Below are 16,480 nucleotides of genomic sequence, written 5' to 3'. Positions count from 1 at the left end.
TCCTGGGCAGCGCGCTCATTGAAAACGCCCGTAGACAAGTCGTTCGACGAGCGTCATCAGGCCGAAGGCGGCAAGCGATGCGCCGGCGGCGATCAGAACGGCACTCCACAACAGCGGGATCTGGAAATTCTGCATGGCACTGACCATCAGCAAACCCAGGCCGCGCGACGAACCGAACCATTCACCGAGGATGGCGCCGATGAGGGAGGCGGGAACGGCATATTTCATGGCGCTGACGATCGCGGGCAGGGCAGCCGGAAGATCGAGTCGGCCAAACCGTGCGACTTTCGAGGCGCCGAGGACAGTGAAGAGGTCGCGATGGTTCTGCGTCGAATTCATCAGGCCCGATGTCGTGCCGACATAAAGCACGAAATACACGTTGAGTGCCGCAATCGCCATGCCCGTGAAGTCGCGATTGATCAACACGATGAAGATCGGCGCCAGGGCGATCGCAGGAATGGCGTGAATGACACTCGAGAGCCTATCCACGCCCGGTCGCACGACCGGAAACATGTGTACAAGGGCGGCCAGCCCAATACCGGCGATACCGCCTGCGAGATAGCCTAAAGCGGCCATCGAGAAAGTCGCTCCGGATGCACGCAGAAACAGCGCCTGCCGCGACGGGTCGAACAGGAAAGCGAGCACCTGTGTCAGCGGCGGCCAGGTAAGGCCGGCGAGCCTGTAAACACCGATGATTTCCCATAGGGCCAGAAACAGCCCGATTCCAATGGCGCCGAATGCAATCTCTTGCGCTTTCTCATGCGAGCCAGCCATCAATGTTGCCCTCCCGGTTCGAGTGCCAGGGTGAGTTCATCGGCGATATGATGGAACTCCGCCAAGCGCTGCATCTCCGGCAGGCGCGGGCGGGCGAAGGGAACGTCGATCGACTTGATCACGCGGCCTGGACGTCCGCTCATGACGACGACGCGATCGGCCAGAAAAAGCGCCTCCTCGACCGCATGCGTGACCAGAAGCGTCGTAATACGCTCCTCGCTCCAGATCCGTTGCAGTTCCACATTCATGTGGCGGCGGGTGACGGCGTCGAGGGCGCCGAAGGGCTCATCGAGAAGCAGCACGTCAGGATGCAGGACGAGCGCCCGGGCGATCGAAACACGCTGGCGCATACCGCCCGACAACTGACGCGGCCGCGCCGTCTCAAAGCCGCGCAATCCCACGAGGTCGAGCAGATAACCGATCCGTGCTTGGTCGACTGGTTTTCCCGAGACCTTGAAGGGCAGGGCAACATTGTCCTCGATGGTCAGCCACGGCAAAAGCGCGTGGTCCTGAAACGCGACGCCGAGGCGGTGCGCCTTGGAAAGCTCGCGAGGCTCGCGCCCTTCGACGCTGACGCGGCCCTTGCTTGCCTGTTCGAGTGCTGCGACCAGGCGAAGGATTGTGCTCTTTCCGCATCCGGACGGGCCGAGCAGGGCGACGAATTCGCCCTTGCCGATCTTGAGATCGACCTCATCGATTGCCGAAAGCTCCGTTCCGTCATTGAGAGTGAACGTTTTTCCGACGCGATCGACATGGATCGCTGGTTGCTCCTGGCTTATCTCGGGCTGTTCGGTCGGCAAAATCAGGGCGCTCTTTTCCTGCATCATGCGACCATCCGCTCAAAGCGCTCGGAGATCGCCGGCAATCGCTCGAAAAGCTTCGCCTTGATCGCAGCCGTATCCACGGTCTGCATCTCCCGGTTCTTCATCACGACATTGCCGTCGACGATGACGGTTTCCACGTCGCGTCCAACCACAAGGTTGGCGGCCACGAACAAGGCGTCATAGATCGGCTGGTGGTCCATCCGGCTCGAGTCGCAGAGAAGGAAATCGGCCTTCTTGCCGACCTCCAGCGTTCCGACCTTATCGATGATGCCGAGCGCGCGAGCACCGCCGATCGTCGCGACCTTCAACAGTTCTTCGGCCGAGATCGGCTCACGCTGGTGAAATACCGCGCTGTTTGCGGCCTGCTGTCCCACCCGCGCAACGTGGGCCACCTGGAAGATATCGAGGGTGCCGGCCGCTCCAGGCCCATCCGTTCCAAGGCCGATGGCGATGCCGCGCCGCCACATTTCAACGAGCCTTGGATGGCCGATCGAATAATTGCCGAAACCGCAATGGCAGGCCGAAAGTCGGTGCTTCTGGTAAAGATCGACCTCGTTCGGGCTCAGCAGAACCGAATGGGCGCAATGAAGGTGATAGGACAACACACCCATCTCATCGAGCCACTCCGTCGGCCGCTTACCGAATTTTTCAAACGCATAATCGATCTCGTAACTGCCTTCGCACAGGTGCGTGTGGATCTTGACATCAAGATCTCTGGCTGCCGTGGAGATATCTTTGATCAGACCCGGAGAGCACACGATGATCTGGCGCAGCGATAGCCAGGCCTTCACGCGATCATTGTCTTGCCAGCGCTTGACCAGAGATACATTGCGCTCCACCGCCTGCTCATGTGTCATCAGCATGTTTGCGGGAACATCCGGTCCAATGTTTTCGCTCTGATCCATCGTCGACAGCGATACGAAACCGCGAATGCCGACATCCGTTGCCGCCCGACCCATCTCGTCGGGATGCGGACCACCGGCCTCTGCAAAACAGGTCGTGCCCACCTGGATCATGTTCGTGTATGCCACGAGACCGGAGAGATAGACGTCCTCCGGTTCGAGGCAGCTTTCGAACGGAATAAGATAGTTCTTCCAGACCGGCAGCTTCAGCGGCCGCGTGCGGGCGATCGCCTGAAGCTTTCCGCGCAGGAACTGCTGGCCGGTATGAAAATGCGCGTCGATCAGACCGGGAATGGCGATCCTGCCGCGTCCGTCGATCGTAGATTTTGGTGTGAAGCTGCCGCAGTCTGCGGCCGGTCCCATCCAGACGATGCGGTCTTTCTCGACCGCGATCGCTCCATCGGTGATGACGGTACCGTTGGCATCGAGCGTGACCACGTCACATCCCTTAACCAACAGATCGATCGCTTGTGATCCCATTTCTTCCTGCATTTTGGACATTCCAGAATGTTGGTCTTACAGTCCTGCGAACGCCTCCTCGGCGATGCTGGCGTCGACGATCTTGTCGATATCGGGCAGGTCGGTGCGTCCGGTTGTCTTGGCTGCGGCGTACATCGAGCCGGCCATCTTCTCCTTGTCGAGCTTGAAGAGATGGTAATTCGGATCCGCACCCGGCCTGAAGAATGGCATCTGCAGCTGGTTTTGGCGCATCTGCTGATCGATGTTCAGGCCGTAGTCGGCGCCGTACTTGTCGATGACGAGCTTGGGTGCAAGCGTGGGATCGGCTTCGTTGAGGAGTTGCGCACGGATCAGCGACTGCACGTATTTAACAAGCGACCCGCGATTTGCGGTCAAGAAGTCGCGCTTGACGAAAGCAAGGCCGGCATAGCTCGGGAAGCCCAGCTCGTCGAAACTGCGGAAGAAGAAGTCCTTGTCGCGCACGAGGCCCATTCCCTCCAGCGTGATCGTCTGATTGGTGGCGAATGCGGTGTATCCATCTCCGTCGCCGGCGACCAGCGGCTCCGGCGAAAATCCGGCCGGCACCATTGTCCAGTCCTTTGCCGGCAATCCGTTGAGTGCCAGGGTCGCCTCGATGGCCGTCTGTTCAGCTGGCCCCTGCACAAGAATTTTCGAGCCGACGATATCCTTGGCTTCGAGGATAGGCTTCTTTGCCAGAGAGATGATGCCGAGCGGCGAGGTCTGCATCGCCGCGCCGATCAGGACGTAGTCATTGCCGAGCTTGACGGCATCAAGAAACGGCAGCCAGCTCGTATAGCCGACATCCGTATTTCCGGCAGCCACGAGCGTGAGCGGATCGGGCGCATTCGGTCCGCCGGGGGTAACAGTCACATCGAGCCCGGCTGCGGTAAAGAGGCCTTTGTCGAGTGCGATCCAGTGGGCGCCATATTCGACGTTGGCAATCCAGCCGAGCTGGACCCTGAGTTTGGCGGCATCCTGCGCGAAGCTGAGCTTTGCGACGGACGGGGCGGCCACCACGGCAATAGCTGCAGATTTGAGAAAACTGCGTCTGTTCATGTCTGCTCCTTCGCCCTCAGGCGCCTGCCATGACTGGAATTCAACGGTGATCTGGTCGCGGATGCGCCTTGTGGCGCCGTCGACTTCAGATCTCGTTCAAGAGGCTGAGGTCGATGATCGTGTCAGGTGGCGGTACCTTGCGTCCCGCAGCTTTGGCGGCCTGGGTCATCGAGCCGGAGACAGTTGCAGGATCGAAGGAAAGCAGCTTCATGCCGGGATCCGCGGCGATGAGCGGGATCTGCAATTCCATCTGACGCTTCTGCTGGGCGGGATCGAGGCCAAGATCTGCACCATATTTCTCGATGACGATCTTTGGTGCGTAGTCAGGATGGTTCAACGCGTAATCCCAGCCCTTGGACAGGGCGCGCAAATACCCGACCATGCCGTTGCGGTCCGACTTGACAAGGGACCGCGGTGCAACGAGGAGACCTTGCTTCACCTTGTAGCCCATATCGTCCATGAGCGTGACGAAGAAGTCCTTTCCCTCGACCATGCCCATCTTTTCCATTGTGATGGGCTGGTTCGTGGCAAAGCAGAGGTAGACGTCGCCGTCGCCAGCCACCAGCGGCTCAGGCGAGAAGCCTGTCGGCACGATCTTGTAATCAAGCGGCAAGCCGGCATTGCCGAGAATGGCGTCGATGATCGTGCTGTCACTGGCATTCTGAGCGAGAATGGTCGCTCCAACCAGATCTTTCGGCTCGCGCACGGGACGCTTGGCAAGCGACATCAGCGCAGCCGGGCTTTTGTTCCAGCTGGCACCAAGGATGACAAAGTCGTTGCCCTTGTCGACAGCGTCCAGGAATGGCAACCAGTTGGCGGTGCTGATCTGCGACGCGCCCGCCGAAAGCGAGACGAGCGTATCGGGTGCGCTCGGACCACCGGAAAGATACTTCGCATCGATCCCTTCGGCGGCGAAGTAGCCCTGTTCCAGGGCCGTCCAAAACCCGGCATATTCGACGTTTGAAATCCAGCCAAACGCCGTTGTCAAAGATGTCGCGGCCGATGATGATCCAGGAAAACCGAGAACGCCTGCTGCGGCCGATACTGCTCCCATTTTCAGAATTGCACGCCGGGAGAGGCGCGAATAATCATGTGTCGAAACCATGGGCGTCCCCTAAAAAAGGCTGCCCTTGGCTGTTCCCTCTTGCTGCGACCCGCTTTCCGAGTGCTGCTTTTTTTGTTACAGAAATTGGTAGCACATGAAAATTTAATTACAATACAGATTTGGGAGTGATGCGTGGAATTACAAAAAAACCAACTACCAGCCAGCTATCTCCCCGGCGGTTCGGTCGTGGCCGATCGCATTGCAGCCATCTATCCGGAGCTCTCCTCGGCGCTTCGAACCTTTGCGGACTTCGTGCTCGCAGATCCCATGATGATCATCCAACTCAGCATCAACGACACGGTCCATGCGTCCGGCGTGTCGGTGGCAACCGCAAACCGGTTTGCGCGCAAGCTCGGTTTTGAAGGATATGCGCAGTTTCGCTCGGAGGTCGTACAGGGCTTTCAGGCGATGCTCGCTCCCGTCGAGCGGCTGCGCCAAAAGATCTCCGAAGGGTCGACCGTCCACGATATCATTGCTGCCTCTTTACAGGAGGATATCGAAAACATTCGCGAGACACTGCAATCCTTGGACTCGTCCAGGCTTGGCCAGGCAGTGGAAATGATATCGAAAGCCGATCGCATCCTGCTCCTGGCGTTCGACAACGCAGCCGCACTTTTCAACATCTTCGCCCATCGACTGGAGATGACCGGCAAGCATGTCATCGAAGCAGGCTCGGGCAAGCTGGCGGCGTCGCGCCATCTTGCCCATTACGGGGAAAGGGATCTTGTCATCTCGCTGGCATTTCCGCGATATATCCGTGATACGGTCGAGGTGACACGCGCCGTCAAAAAGCGCAATATTCCCATCCTCGCCATCACCGACACGCAAGCATCGCCGATCGCAAGTCTCGGGACGCTGACGCTTTACATCCGCGCCGGTCGGACGATTGGAGCGACCTCGGATGCCGCCATACTGGCTGTGCTTGAAGCCCTTGCAGCGGGCGTATCGGCAAACATGCCGGGTGCAGCGGCGGCAGCCGAGCGTTACGCCGATTTCGCCTACCCGTGGCTCATCGCCGAGGGCAGTTGATCATCGCGGTTGGTGGCCGTTATCACTGCGAGGTTCCCGAGATCACGGGTGAGCATATCCCGTCCACCCATCGGGGTTGTCAAAATCCAATTTAGTAGAATTTACAATTATCGTAATTACTATATAACGACATCAGCGATTGTAAAATTGAGGCCCCCATGACTTTGGCTCGCCCAACAACGGCACAGCTTTCCAAGCTGGCTCATTCCTTTGGTTTCAATATGTCAGATGCAGAGGTGGAGCAATATCGCTCGGAGATGATGGTGGGGCTCGATGCCTACGATATTGTCGATGCCCTGGATGAACCGATCGAACCCCCTCCCTATGATCGCGGCATCGGATACCGCCCGGAGCCTTCGGACAACAGGTTAGGCGCTTGGGCGTGGAAGAGCAGGGTTGAAGGTGCAGCAGCCGGCAAGTTGCAAGGTATGACCGTTGTCCTCAAGGACAACGTATCCTTGGCCGATACGCCGATGGCCAACGGATCGAATTTGCTCGCCGACTTCATTCCGACAAACGACGCAACGGTTGTCAGACGTATTCTGGATGCCGGCGGCACGATCCTCGGCAAGGCGACCTGTGAAAGCTATTGCATGTCCGGCGGCAGCCATACCTCGCAGCCGGCGCCAGTGCACAATCCGTGGCGGCAGGGATATTCGGCCGGCGGTTCGTCGTCCGGATGCGGCGCGCTGGTAGCGGCCGGCGAGGCGGATATGGCGATCGGTGGCGACCAGGGTGGGTCCATCCGGATTCCATCATCCTATTGCGGCATCTATGGCATGAAGCCGAGCTGGGGCCTCGTTCCTTATACGGGCATCATGCCGATCGAAGCGACAATCGATCACGCCGGGCCGATGACGAGCACCGTTGCCGACAATGCGCTATTGCTTGATGTCATCGCCGGAGATGATGGTCTCGATCCGCGCCAGCATGCGCCTATCAAGGGTGATTATCTCAGCGCCCTTGACATGGGCGTAGTCGGCCTGCGGATCGCGATCGTGTCCGAGGGCTTCAGTGGCCCGACGATGCAGGACGATGTTGCTCGCAAGGTGCGGGAGGGCGCTGCGCGGCTCGCGGCCCTCGGCGCCATTGTCACGGAAATCTCCATTCCCGAACATGTCACTGCGGCTGCCGTATGGACGCCGATCGGTTCGGAAGGCCTGACGATGCAGATGATGATCGGCAACGGCATGGGCTTCAACTGGAAAGGGCGCTACGATGTCAGCCTGCTGGATGCTCATGCCCGTTGGCGGGAACGCGCCCACGAGCTGCCGGAGACTCTGAAGCTGGCCATGCTGACGGGCGGCTGGGCGCTCGATCAACACAATGGCCGCTACTATGCCAAGGCGCAGAATCTCGCCCGCCGCATCAAGGCGGCATATGACAATGCCCTTGCTTCCTTCGACCTCCTCCTGATGCCGACGCTGCCGCGCGTTGCCTCGCCGTTGCCGGCGCCGGGTGCATCGTTGTCGGAGATCATTCAGCGGGCTGCCGAGCTGAACGTTAACACCTGCCCGTTCGACGTGACCGGCCACCCGGCGATGTCGATCCCCTGCGGGCTTTCGGACGGGCTGCCCACCGGCATGATGCTGATCGGCAAGAGCTTCGACGAGGCGACGATCTACCGCGCCGCGGCGGCTTTCGAGGGTATTGGCGACTGGCGTCAATTCTGATCCATATCTCAACCGTTCTCGTTCCTCGCCGGTCTTCGGCGCTTCTCCTCGCGAGCTCTGCCTCATGCGCCCCGTCGATTTTCTTTCCATGGTCGGTATATGTCTGATCTGGGCCATCAACGCCGTGCTCAGCCGCTATGTCATCGCGGTTGCCGGCGTGCCGCCGATTTTCCTGTCGTCGTCCCGATTTCTTTTGGTCGCATTGGTTCTGTGGCCATTCCTACGACCTTTGCCTCGGCCGCTGGCGCCGGTTGTTGCAACCGGACTATTGATGGGTGCGGGGCATTTCGGGTTGCTGCTGAGTGGATACGGATTGATCAGTGCAGCACTGGCAGCGATCCTGCTCCAGATCGGCGTGCCGATGACGGCGATCCTGTCAGCATTGATGCTCCAGGAGCGGATTGGCCTGCGTCGCATCATCGGCATTGCAATCGCACTTATGGGAACGATCGTCGTTTTATGGCGGCCGGGTGAAATTTCCGCAGGGTTGGGCGCGAGCCTTGTGTTGTTGGCTGCGACATCGCTTGCCTTGGGCTCGGTGTTGCTCAAGGGCCTCGGTGGCATGACACCATTACGCATGCAGGCGTGGACCGCGACGACTTCCATTCTGCCGCTTGCCCTTGTTTCCACACTCCTCGAGCAGGACCAGATTGCCAAAGTAAGCGCCCACGGGCTTGCCTTTGGCAGCCTCCTGCTCTTTTCTGCCCTGATCGTCACCGTTATCAGCCATACCGCTTATTACAGGCTGCTGAAACTGTATGATGCCAGCGTCGTCTCGTCACTGACATTGATGTTCCCCCTGATGACGGTTGCCCTCGGTATTCTGGTCCTCGGCGAACAGACCACCTACAGTTTCTGGATTGGCACGGCGCTGGCGATTATTGGCGTCGTCGTAATCCTGTTTCGCCAGAAGAAAGCGCCTCCTGTCGCCAGTATCTAGCGGTCGTCGTTCTTCAGCATGCTTTGGAGAAGGACGCGCAACTGGCTGACCTGGTCAGGCCCAAGCCGGTTGACCAGTCCGCTCCGAGAGCCCTTCAATGCTTCCCGCAGTTCGGCCAGTGTCCTGTTACCCTTTTCCGAAATGAAAATAAGCACCTTCCTGCGATCCGTCGGTTCTGGAGCACGATACACGTCGGCGCTGCCGATCATACGGTCTATGATCTTGGTGAGGCTCGCTGAATCGACGAACACGTCGTCGGCAAGCTCGCGCATCGACTGCCCGTCCTTGCGCTGCAGCGATTCCAGAATACGGTATTGCTCGATCGGCAGGCCTTTCGGCTTCAACCGCAGATCGACCGCCTGCTTGTACTGCCAGTTGATGCCTGAAATCAGCTCCATCAGCTCAGCAGACTCGCTGTCCGAAAGCAGTTCCATGCATTGCCCTCCATTACGACTATCTCTTTTTCTACCTTCTGACGGCCTGCGCTTCAAGCAGCAGCGAACGACTTTTGTTGCGGGTCTTTTGGGCAGAGCATCGAATTCTGCTCAAAATGAAAGCAGAGCCTGCAGTATTAGGACCCCGTCAACTGGCACGATTTGTGCTTCGATCCTGCTGCGTACCAACGCAGGAGTATGAAAATGACAGGCATCAGGATCGGGCTATTGGTTCCGGAAGTCGGCCCGGCAGGCCTCTGGGCTCCATCCGCATGGGCCTGCGCAACCATGGCGGCAAGAGAGATAAACGAGCTCGGCGGCATGCTTGGCCGTTATGTCGACCTGGTGTCGATCGACGCCGGCACGACCGGTGCCAGTGCGGCCTGGGCTGCGCGCAACGCGGTCGATATCGATGGTGTCGAGGCAATCATCGGGATGTTTCCGAGCTACGCGCGTCAGCCAGTGATGCGCTCGATCAATGATTCCGTGCCTTTCATCTATACACCGCAGTTCGAGGGCTTGGCGGAGCATCCCAACCTCATCACGACGGGTGAAACATCGAGCGAACTGCTGGGGCCGACGATCGAGTGGCTGATGCAAAGCCGGAAGGTTTCTCGCTTTTTCCTGTGTGGCAGCGACTATAACTGGCCGCGTTCATCGTTTGCGATTGCAAAGCGCCTCATCCGCGATGCCGGCGGTACGGTGACGGGTGAATTTTACCGCCCGTTCGAGCACGACGATTACGACGATCTATTCCACGCGATCCAGGAGACGCGCAGCGATGTAGTGCTGCCGCATTTTCTGGGCCTCGATGCCGTGGAGTTCAATCGAGCATTCGCACAAGCCGGCCTGAGTTCCAGCACCCTTCGTCTCGCATCCGCCGTCGACGAGACCGTCATCTATGGACTGGATGAAGGTGCAACGGAAAACATGTACATCGCGTCGGCTTATTTCTCTGCCGTCCGCTCGCGAAACAACGGTGCATTTCTCGAGCGCTATCACGGCATTTTCGGGGACAACCCGCCACCGGCCAATGCCTATGGTCAATCCTGTTACGAAGGTCTGCATTGCTTGGCCGGTCTTGTTGCGGCCGCAGGCACGATGGAAACGCGTCAGGTACGCGCTGCTCTCGGCAGATCGCGTCAGACGAAATCGGCGCGCGGCCTTGATTCCGCACCCGTCACAGGCGGCCGCCATCCCATCCACATTGCCCAGGTCGATGGCTATGACATCCGCCTTGTCGGGGCAATGTGAAGGTACTTTGAACAAAGAGTAAAAAGTACTTGCATTTCCTATTATCGTAATTACAACTAAATTCACTCAGCACGAAACGCTCGGCTGTCGGTTGGCGCGCGAGCGCGGCAAGCACCTATCGCTTCGGGACAAAGCTGCGCCTGCTTGGGAGCAGGCGAGGGAAAGGAAGCCTATGAGCCATACGCTCGAAGCCATCGATATCTCGAAATTCTATGAAGGAGCGGCCGGGCCGGTGCAGATCCTTCACAAGATGAAATTCCATGCGGACGCGAATGAATTCGTCTCATTCGTTGGACCGTCTGGATGCGGCAAGTCGACCCTTTTCAATATCATCACCGGCCTATTGAAACCCGACAACGGTTCCATTCTGGTCGATAACCGCGAAACCACCGGCCATACCTCGCCGAAGATCGGCTATGTGCTCCAGAAGGATCTTCTCTTTCCATGGCGCACGGTCATCGACAACGTGGTGCTCGGCCTAGAGATTGCCGGCGTTTCGAAGAGGGAAGCACGAGAAAGGGCCAAGGCCCTGCTGCAGACCTACCGCATGGAAGGCTACGAGGACAAGTTCCCCTCGCAGATCTCGGGCGGCATGCGCCAGCGCGTGGCGCTGATGCGCACGATGATCACCGATCCGCAGATCATCCTGATGGATGAATCCTACAAGGCGCTGGACTATCCCTTGAAGATTGCGCTCGAAAGCGAGCTGCTCAGCATCGTCAAGAAAGAGCGCAAGACAGTGGTGTTCATTACCCACGACATCGAAGAGGCGGTGACGATGTCGGATCGCGTCTACGTCATGAAGGCACATCCCGGCGAGATCATCAACGAGATCAAGATAGATCTCGAAACGGACAGCCCGCTCATTCCGGAGCGCCGCATGTCCCGCCGCTTCAACGACTACTACGAGATGATCTGGCACAACATCGGCATTACGCCGGTTCTCGCCTGAAAGACATGGTGATTTCATGAAAGCGATATCGGACACGGTTTCCGCGCCCGTTTCCCCCTCCCGGCAATCGAGGGGCGAAACCACTTTCTTCAAGAGTGCGGCGACGCGACGCTACGTTTTGATCTTCCTGCAGATCGGGATCGTTGTTGGTCTGCTCGCCTATTGGGAAATCGGTGCACGGACGGGTTTCATCAGTCGTTTTCTATTCTCCAGCCCAAGCCAGATCTGGGACGTGCTGGTGCAAAGGATGGATTCAGGCGAACTCTTAATTGATATCCTGACGACCACGGAAGAGACACTCATCGGATTTGTGGTCGGCGCCATCGGGGGCTCGGTGCTCGGGCTGCTTCTCTGGTATTCGAAGTTCATCTCCGACCTCGCAGCCCCCTTCATCGCAGCGATCGGCTCCATTCCGGTGTTGGCCATTGCGCCCATCACCATCATCTGGTTCGGCACCGAAATGCTGTCGAAAGTGATGATCGTCGCTTTCTCCTGCGTCGTCGTATCGCTGACCACGTCCTACCGCGGCGCCCAGCGGACGGATCAGGACCTCATAAATCTAATGCGTTCCTTCAATGCGTCCCGCTCGGCCATTTTCCGCAAGCTGGTCGTTCCATCCTCGATGACATGGGTCGTATCCGGTCTGAAGCTCAACGTCGGCTTCGCACTGATCGGCGCCATCGTGGCGGAATATATCTCTTCGGATGCCGGCGTCGGTCACATGATCCTGCTCGGCAGTTCCAACTTCGGAATGAACATCGTGCTCGCCGGCGTAGCTCTCGTGATGATCATGATGCTTGTCTTCAACGCCCTCATCAATCTCCTCGAACGCTTCATCCTCTCATGGGAAAGGAAATAACATGCGCATGGCATCTCTTCAGAAGACACTGCTGGCTGCGACCGTCGCCGGCCTTATCGCGGCTCCCGCTGCGCCGGCCGCCGACACGGAAGTTCGCATCAACCAGGCGTTCCAGTCGCTGCTTTACCTGCCGCTTTACGTCGCCCAGGAAAAGGGCTTCTTCAAGGAGCAGGGCCTCGATGTGAAGATCGCGACCGGCGGTGGCGGGGCGCAATCCTGGGCAGCCGTCATTGGTGGCTCTGCGGATTTCTCGATCCAGGACCCGATCTTCGTGCCAAAGAGCCGTGAAAACGGTGGCGATGGCGTGGTCGTTGCCGGCATCCAGGATGCGCCGACCGTTTTCGTCATCGGCAAGGACGGCACGTCGATCCAGGACGACCTGATGCATTTCTCTGGCAAGCGCGTCATCACAAGCCCTGAGCCCGACACGACATGGGCATTCATGAGCTATCTCGTGAAGCAGCAGAAGCTTGAAAACGTCAAGCTGGTGAACGTCGCGATCGGCAACGAAATTCCGGCAATCGTCAGCGACCGCGCAGACTACGCCCTGGCCGTCGAACCGCAGGTAACGCAGAGCATCCGGCAGAACGGCCTGAGCTCGGTCTATTCCTTCTCGGCCAACAAGGACTGGTACCCCTTTGCATTCTCCAGCCTGACAACCACGAAGGAATACATTGCCAAGAACCCTGAAGCCGCACAGGGCGTCGTGACGGCCTTCGAAATGGCCTCGCGCTTCATCTACAAGAACTTCGACGAAACGGTCGACGTCGCGGCGAAGTACTTCCCTAACCTGCCGCGCGAAATCGTTGCCGAAGCCGTGAAGCGTGAGATTGATGCCAAGGGCTATCCCGAGAACGTTCTGGTGTCGAAGAAGGCCTGGGACAACAATCTCAACATCGCCCTTTATGCCAAGAATGTGAAGGCCTATCCGTCGGAAGCGACGTCCTACGAGAACAACGTCAACACGGAGTTGGCGACGAAGGCCAAGGAAGCTGCCGACGCCAAGATGAAGTGAACTTTTGATCGGGTGAGGGAGGCTGAAGGCCTTTCTCACTCCCTGGAGCCTGTCATGCCCCTTTCTCTCGAAGCCCGTATGCAGATGATCGGCCCGATCTCGGAGGATCATGCAGAAACCGTCCGTCCGACCGTCGAAGCCTGGGCAGCGCGCGCGGAAAATCTCGCGATCTTCTGCAACAAGGCGTTATCGCCGGAGACATCGCCAATCACCGCCTTCGTGTCATCCGAAATTCTGTGGCGCAAGCCTTCCTGAACGTCGGCGCCAGCACAGACTCGATACCTTTTGTGAGCTTCTTTCATGACTGATCTCTCTGACCTCTCGATCGCTGAGGCTGCCAAGGCTATTCGCAGCGGTGAAATTCTGCTGACGGATCTCGTCGCAAATTGCCTCGATCGCGAGGAGGCGACACGCGACCTTGTGGCGCTCGGCGATGTCTATCGCGACAAGGCACTCGCCGTTGCCTCCGCCCATCAGGCGCTGCTCGACAAAGGCTACGATCTGGGTCCGCTTCATGGCATTCCGGTCGCCGTCAAGGCGAACATCGCGGTCAAAGACGAGCCGATGACCGCCGGCAGCGCGGTCTTGAAAGATTACATCGCCGGCTCGGATGCGGATGTGACCCAAAGGCTAAAGCGTGCGGGTGCGATCATCATCGGCGCGACCAACATGCACGAATTTGCCTGGGGCGGAACGACATCAAATCCGCATTTCGGGCAGTGCCGCAACCCTTGGGACAAGGCGCGCATCCCAGCGGGCTCGAGCGGCGGCTCGGGTGCGGCGGTCGCAGCGGGCACCGTCATGGCTGCACTTGGTACGGACACCGGCGGCTCCGTGCGCCTTCCCGCCTCGATGAACGGTGTGACCGGCCTGCGGCCTGGCGTCGGGCAAATAAGCACAAAAGGCGTGTTTCCACTGGCCTGGAGTATGGACACCGTGGGGCCACTTGCACGTAGTGCCAAAGATTGCCAGGCGGTATTTTCCGCTCTATCACGCCTAGCAGGTCAGCTCGTCCAAGGAGCGAGATCCCTTAGAGGCGCGCGCATAGGTCTGATCGAGGGCTACGGGTTTGAAAACCTGCAGCCGGACGTTGAGGCCGCGTTCCGTGCGCTTGTCAGAACGTTTGAGGACATGGGCGCCATTGTCCAGATTGTCGAAATCCAAGGCCTTGATGTTGCTGTCGATGCGCAGGTGATCGTCGATGCTGCCGAGCCAAGCGCGGTTCACTCGCCGTGGTTGATCGACAAAGCCGCCCAATATGGAGAAGACGTCCGCATTTTGCTCCATGCCGGAATGACCTTCACTGCCGTGGAATATCTGCAGGCGCAGCGCTACCGCACCTATCTGCGCGATCAGATCGACCGCCACCTGAAAAATGTCGACGTAATCCTGACGCCGACCCTGCCATTCACCGCACCGCTCATCGGGCAGGAGACGATCATGATTGGCAATGTCGAAGAGAGCACGTTGACGGGCAACATGCGCTTTACCTGTATTCCCAGCCTGTCGGCTCTGCCGGCGATCAGCTTTCCGATCGGCGTCGACGGTCTCAACCTTCCGATCGGTGCACAGCTGATGGGTGGTGAAGGCAGCGAGGAGCAACTGATGAAGCTGGTCGGCGATTTTCAGGAGGTGACAGGATTTCACAGGATGAGACCGCGGTAGTTTGGCGTTCGAATACTGGTGCCGGGGATCATCTTGCCGTTCAAGCTCCCAGTTTTGTGACGCATCGCTATGCTGGAATGCGTCTAAAGTTCGATTCCCATCAGCCATCCGTCCTCCTTTGGTTTCAAGGTCGATATCTCGCGCGGCGCGCGGATCGGCCGCGTTTCGTCCGAATGGTTCTCGCGACCTGACGACGAGCGTTTCCTGTCGATCACCGAACTATACGACACTGTCCGGTCGCGCGCCGATCGGGCGCAAAGCCGCACGGTTGAGAGCAGCGCCATCCGGGTCGAGCGACGCGCGACAATGCCGAACGCCTCGAGTTTGTCCTGCCCGGTCAACCCCAGCCGATTGCGCCGACCCACGCTCCCGCCACATATCTGCGCCAGCTGCCGGGCCCGCTGGCCACCATCAATTTGCAGCATGGTCTCCTCCATCACCGCGCCGAACTGGTCAAGACGCTCGAGATGGACGACGGGCGCCTCGGACTGCGCGCCGTCACCGGTCCCGATTATGGCCGCATCTTCGACCACTGGTCTCGGCAGTGATGAAGATCGCAGGCAATGGTACCGGCGACACGATTTGGAAGGTGCCGGGTCAACTCGACTGGGCGACCATGACCCACAATCCCTTCATCGACATCACCAGGGATACGACGACGCTTTATGCCAGCGACCGCGACGTTTTCCTCTTCCTGGTCGACGACACGCATCCGATCGAGGCCGGGCACCTGCCGAACGGTGACTCCGATCTCTATTTCCGGGGCTTTTACGCCTGGAATTCCGAGGTCGGCTCCAAGACATTGGGCGTTGCTTCCTTCTATCTGCGTGCCGTCTGCGCCAACCGCACGGCACGGAACAGTTCGAGGAAATCACCATCCGCCACTCGAAATTCGCAGCACAGCGCTTTGCCCATGAAGCCGCACCCGCATTGACGAGCTTTGCCAACTCGTCGCCGGCGCCTTTCGTTGCCGGTATCAAGGCAGCGCGTGCGACGATCGTCGCTCGGCATGACGAGGATCGCGGGGCGTTCCTGCGGCGGCGCGGTTTCTCCAAAGCCGAGACCGGCAAGGTCATCGAGATGATGCTGTCGGAGGAGGGGCGTCCGCCGGAGTCGATCTTCGACTTCGTCCAGGGCATCACGGCGCTGGCCCGCACGCGGACCAATCAGGACGTCCGGCTTGATCTTGAGGGCAAGGCGAGGAAGCTTCTCGACAGTGCGAGCTCATGATGGCATTGGTCTCGGACTTGGCAGATCGTCTGGCGCGCCATGCCGAGGCGGTCTGCCGCCACCATCTCTTGGCCGGCCGGCGATACGGTGGGCAGCAAGGGCCGGTCTCTCTACGTGCGTCTCACCGGTGCGCGAGCCGGCCGCTGGAGCGATGCGGCGACCGGCCAGTATGGTCATCTGCTCGACCTCATTCGCGAGACATGCGGCTTGATCGCATTTGCCGACGTCGCGGACGAGGCGCGCCGCTTCCTCTCCGTGCCGCAACGGAGGCGGCTGCGAGCAGCTGCC

Annotated in this window: 15 protein-coding genes and 2 pseudogenes; 11 read left to right on the top strand and 6 right to left on the bottom strand. The window is 59.1% G+C overall.

Translation table 11 applies throughout. The features are described 5' to 3' along the window. Nucleotides 1-15: 15 nt before the first annotated feature. The 5 genes from PMI11_RS09315 to PMI11_RS09295 all read right to left on the bottom strand — a co-directional run bounded on the left by PMI11_RS09315 (nt 16) and on the right by PMI11_RS09295 (nt 5,141). A complete protein-coding gene (locus tag PMI11_RS09315; RefSeq protein WP_007815936.1) occupies nt 16-774 on the bottom strand; it encodes an ABC transporter permease in 759 nt (252 codons plus the stop codon). Next, nucleotides 774-1,601 (bottom strand): ABC transporter ATP-binding protein, encoded by an 828-nt coding sequence (locus PMI11_RS09310; protein WP_007815934.1) that lies wholly within the window; start codon nt 1,599-1,601, stop codon nt 774-776. Before PMI11_RS09310 ends, PMI11_RS09315 begins: the two co-directional genes overlap by 1 nt. After that, a complete protein-coding gene (locus tag PMI11_RS09305) occupies nt 1,598-2,992 on the bottom strand; it encodes an amidohydrolase family protein (RefSeq protein WP_007815932.1) in 1,395 nt (464 codons plus the stop codon). Before PMI11_RS09305 ends, PMI11_RS09310 begins: the two co-directional genes overlap by 4 nt. Nucleotides 2,993-3,016: 24 nt before the next feature. Next, on the bottom strand, nt 3,017-4,036 hold the full coding sequence (locus PMI11_RS09300) for an ABC transporter substrate-binding protein (RefSeq protein WP_007815931.1): 1,020 nt from the start codon (nt 4,034-4,036) through the stop codon (nt 3,017-3,019). 85 nt (nt 4,037-4,121) lie between these two features. Then, the gene (locus PMI11_RS09295) at nt 4,122-5,141 is read right to left on the bottom strand and encodes an ABC transporter substrate-binding protein (protein ID WP_007815928.1); all 1,020 of its coding nucleotides are present in this window, start codon (nt 5,139-5,141) and stop codon (nt 4,122-4,124) included. A gap of 132 nt (nt 5,142-5,273) precedes the next feature. Between PMI11_RS09295 and PMI11_RS09290 the strand changes: the two genes are divergently transcribed. The 3 genes from PMI11_RS09290 (at nt 5,274) to PMI11_RS09280 (ending at nt 8,783) form a co-directional block, all read left to right on the top strand. Beyond that, complete coding sequence (locus PMI11_RS09290; protein ID WP_007815927.1) at nt 5,274-6,170, top strand: MurR/RpiR family transcriptional regulator; 897 nt, start codon at nt 5,274-5,276, stop codon at nt 6,168-6,170. Nucleotides 6,171-6,328: 158 nt separating this feature from the next. Continuing rightward, nucleotides 6,329-7,843: an amidase gene (locus tag PMI11_RS09285; protein WP_007815925.1), complete on the top strand. Its 1,515-nt coding sequence runs from the start codon at nt 6,329-6,331 to the stop codon at nt 7,841-7,843. A 64-nt stretch (nt 7,844-7,907) separates the two neighbouring features. Further along, nucleotides 7,908-8,783: a DMT family transporter gene (locus PMI11_RS09280; protein WP_007815923.1), complete on the top strand. Its 876-nt coding sequence runs from the start codon at nt 7,908-7,910 to the stop codon at nt 8,781-8,783. Here PMI11_RS09280 and PMI11_RS09275 read toward each other — a convergent pair. Then, nucleotides 8,780-9,217 (bottom strand): MarR family winged helix-turn-helix transcriptional regulator, encoded by a 438-nt coding sequence (locus PMI11_RS09275; protein WP_007815921.1) that lies wholly within the window; start codon nt 9,215-9,217, stop codon nt 8,780-8,782. The genes PMI11_RS09280 and PMI11_RS09275 overlap by 4 nt on opposite strands. Nucleotides 9,218-9,421: 204 nt before the next feature. On the opposite strand from PMI11_RS09275, the gene PMI11_RS09270 reads away from it, so the two are divergent. The 8 genes and pseudogenes from PMI11_RS09270 to PMI11_RS09235 all read left to right on the top strand — a co-directional run. Beyond that, entirely contained in the window at nt 9,422-10,471 is a 1,050-nt protein-coding gene (locus PMI11_RS09270; RefSeq protein WP_007815918.1) for a substrate-binding domain-containing protein, read from the top strand. A 172-nt stretch (nt 10,472-10,643) separates the two neighbouring features. Continuing rightward, a complete protein-coding gene (locus PMI11_RS09265) occupies nt 10,644-11,423 on the top strand; it encodes an ABC transporter ATP-binding protein (protein WP_007815916.1) in 780 nt (259 codons plus the stop codon). 16 nt (nt 11,424-11,439) lie between these two features. Beyond that, nucleotides 11,440-12,282, top strand: a complete 843-nt coding sequence (locus PMI11_RS09260; RefSeq protein ID WP_007815915.1) for an ABC transporter permease — start codon at nt 11,440-11,442, stop codon at nt 12,280-12,282. Nucleotides 12,283-12,289: 7 nt separating this feature from the next. Continuing rightward, nucleotides 12,290-13,297, top strand: coding sequence for an ABC transporter substrate-binding protein (locus tag PMI11_RS09255; RefSeq protein ID WP_244430548.1), 1,008 nt, complete (start codon nt 12,290-12,292; stop codon nt 13,295-13,297). 54 nt (nt 13,298-13,351) lie between these two features. Next, nucleotides 13,352-13,552: a hypothetical protein gene (locus PMI11_RS09250; protein WP_007815913.1), complete on the top strand. Its 201-nt coding sequence runs from the start codon at nt 13,352-13,354 to the stop codon at nt 13,550-13,552. 45 nt (nt 13,553-13,597) lie between these two features. After that, nucleotides 13,598-14,962 (top strand): amidase, encoded by a 1,365-nt coding sequence (locus tag PMI11_RS09245; RefSeq protein ID WP_007815912.1) that lies wholly within the window; start codon nt 13,598-13,600, stop codon nt 14,960-14,962. 93 nt (nt 14,963-15,055) lie between these two features. Continuing rightward, a pseudogene (locus tag PMI11_RS09240) lies at nt 15,056-16,192 on the top strand (DUF932 domain-containing protein). Then, nucleotides 16,192-16,480 (top strand): annotated as a pseudogene (locus tag PMI11_RS09235) (DNA primase); the annotation flags it as partial. The pseudogenes PMI11_RS09240 and PMI11_RS09235, both read left to right, overlap by 1 nt.

The organism is Rhizobium sp. CF142 (assembly GCF_000281145.1).
Classification (GTDB): Bacteria; Pseudomonadota; Alphaproteobacteria; order Rhizobiales; family Rhizobiaceae; genus Rhizobium.
This window is presented reverse-complemented; position numbering and strand designations above follow the sequence as displayed.

Excerpts from the sequence above, each read along its gene's own strand:
- PMI11_RS09275 (WP_007815921.1), bottom strand. The coding sequence starts at position 9,217 with ATGGAACTGCTTTCGGACAGCGAGTCTGCTGAGCTGATGGAGCTGATT.
- PMI11_RS09280 (WP_007815923.1), top strand. The coding sequence starts at position 7,908 with ATGCGCCCCGTCGATTTTCTTTCCATGGTCGGTATATGTCTGATCTGG.
- PMI11_RS09295 (WP_007815928.1), bottom strand. The coding sequence starts at position 5,141 with ATGGTTTCGACACATGATTATTCGCGCCTCTCCCGGCGTGCAATTCTG.
- PMI11_RS09310 (WP_007815934.1), bottom strand. The coding sequence starts at position 1,601 with ATGATGCAGGAAAAGAGCGCCCTGATTTTGCCGACCGAACAGCCCGAG.
- PMI11_RS09305 (WP_007815932.1), bottom strand. The coding sequence starts at position 2,992 with ATGCAGGAAGAAATGGGATCACAAGCGATCGATCTGTTGGTTAAGGGA.
- PMI11_RS09300 (WP_007815931.1), bottom strand. The coding sequence starts at position 4,036 with ATGAACAGACGCAGTTTTCTCAAATCTGCAGCTATTGCCGTGGTGGCC.
- PMI11_RS09265 (WP_007815916.1), top strand. The coding sequence starts at position 10,644 with ATGAGCCATACGCTCGAAGCCATCGATATCTCGAAATTCTATGAAGGA.
- PMI11_RS09315 (WP_007815936.1), bottom strand. The coding sequence starts at position 774 with ATGGCTGGCTCGCATGAGAAAGCGCAAGAGATTGCATTCGGCGCCATT.
- PMI11_RS09255 (WP_244430548.1), top strand. The coding sequence starts at position 12,290 with ATGGCATCTCTTCAGAAGACACTGCTGGCTGCGACCGTCGCCGGCCTT.
- PMI11_RS09285 (WP_007815925.1), top strand. The coding sequence starts at position 6,329 with ATGACTTTGGCTCGCCCAACAACGGCACAGCTTTCCAAGCTGGCTCAT.
- PMI11_RS09270 (WP_007815918.1), top strand. The coding sequence starts at position 9,422 with ATGACAGGCATCAGGATCGGGCTATTGGTTCCGGAAGTCGGCCCGGCA.
- PMI11_RS09260 (WP_007815915.1), top strand. The coding sequence starts at position 11,440 with ATGAAAGCGATATCGGACACGGTTTCCGCGCCCGTTTCCCCCTCCCGG.
- PMI11_RS09250 (WP_007815913.1), top strand. The coding sequence starts at position 13,352 with ATGCCCCTTTCTCTCGAAGCCCGTATGCAGATGATCGGCCCGATCTCG.
- PMI11_RS09245 (WP_007815912.1), top strand. The coding sequence starts at position 13,598 with ATGACTGATCTCTCTGACCTCTCGATCGCTGAGGCTGCCAAGGCTATT.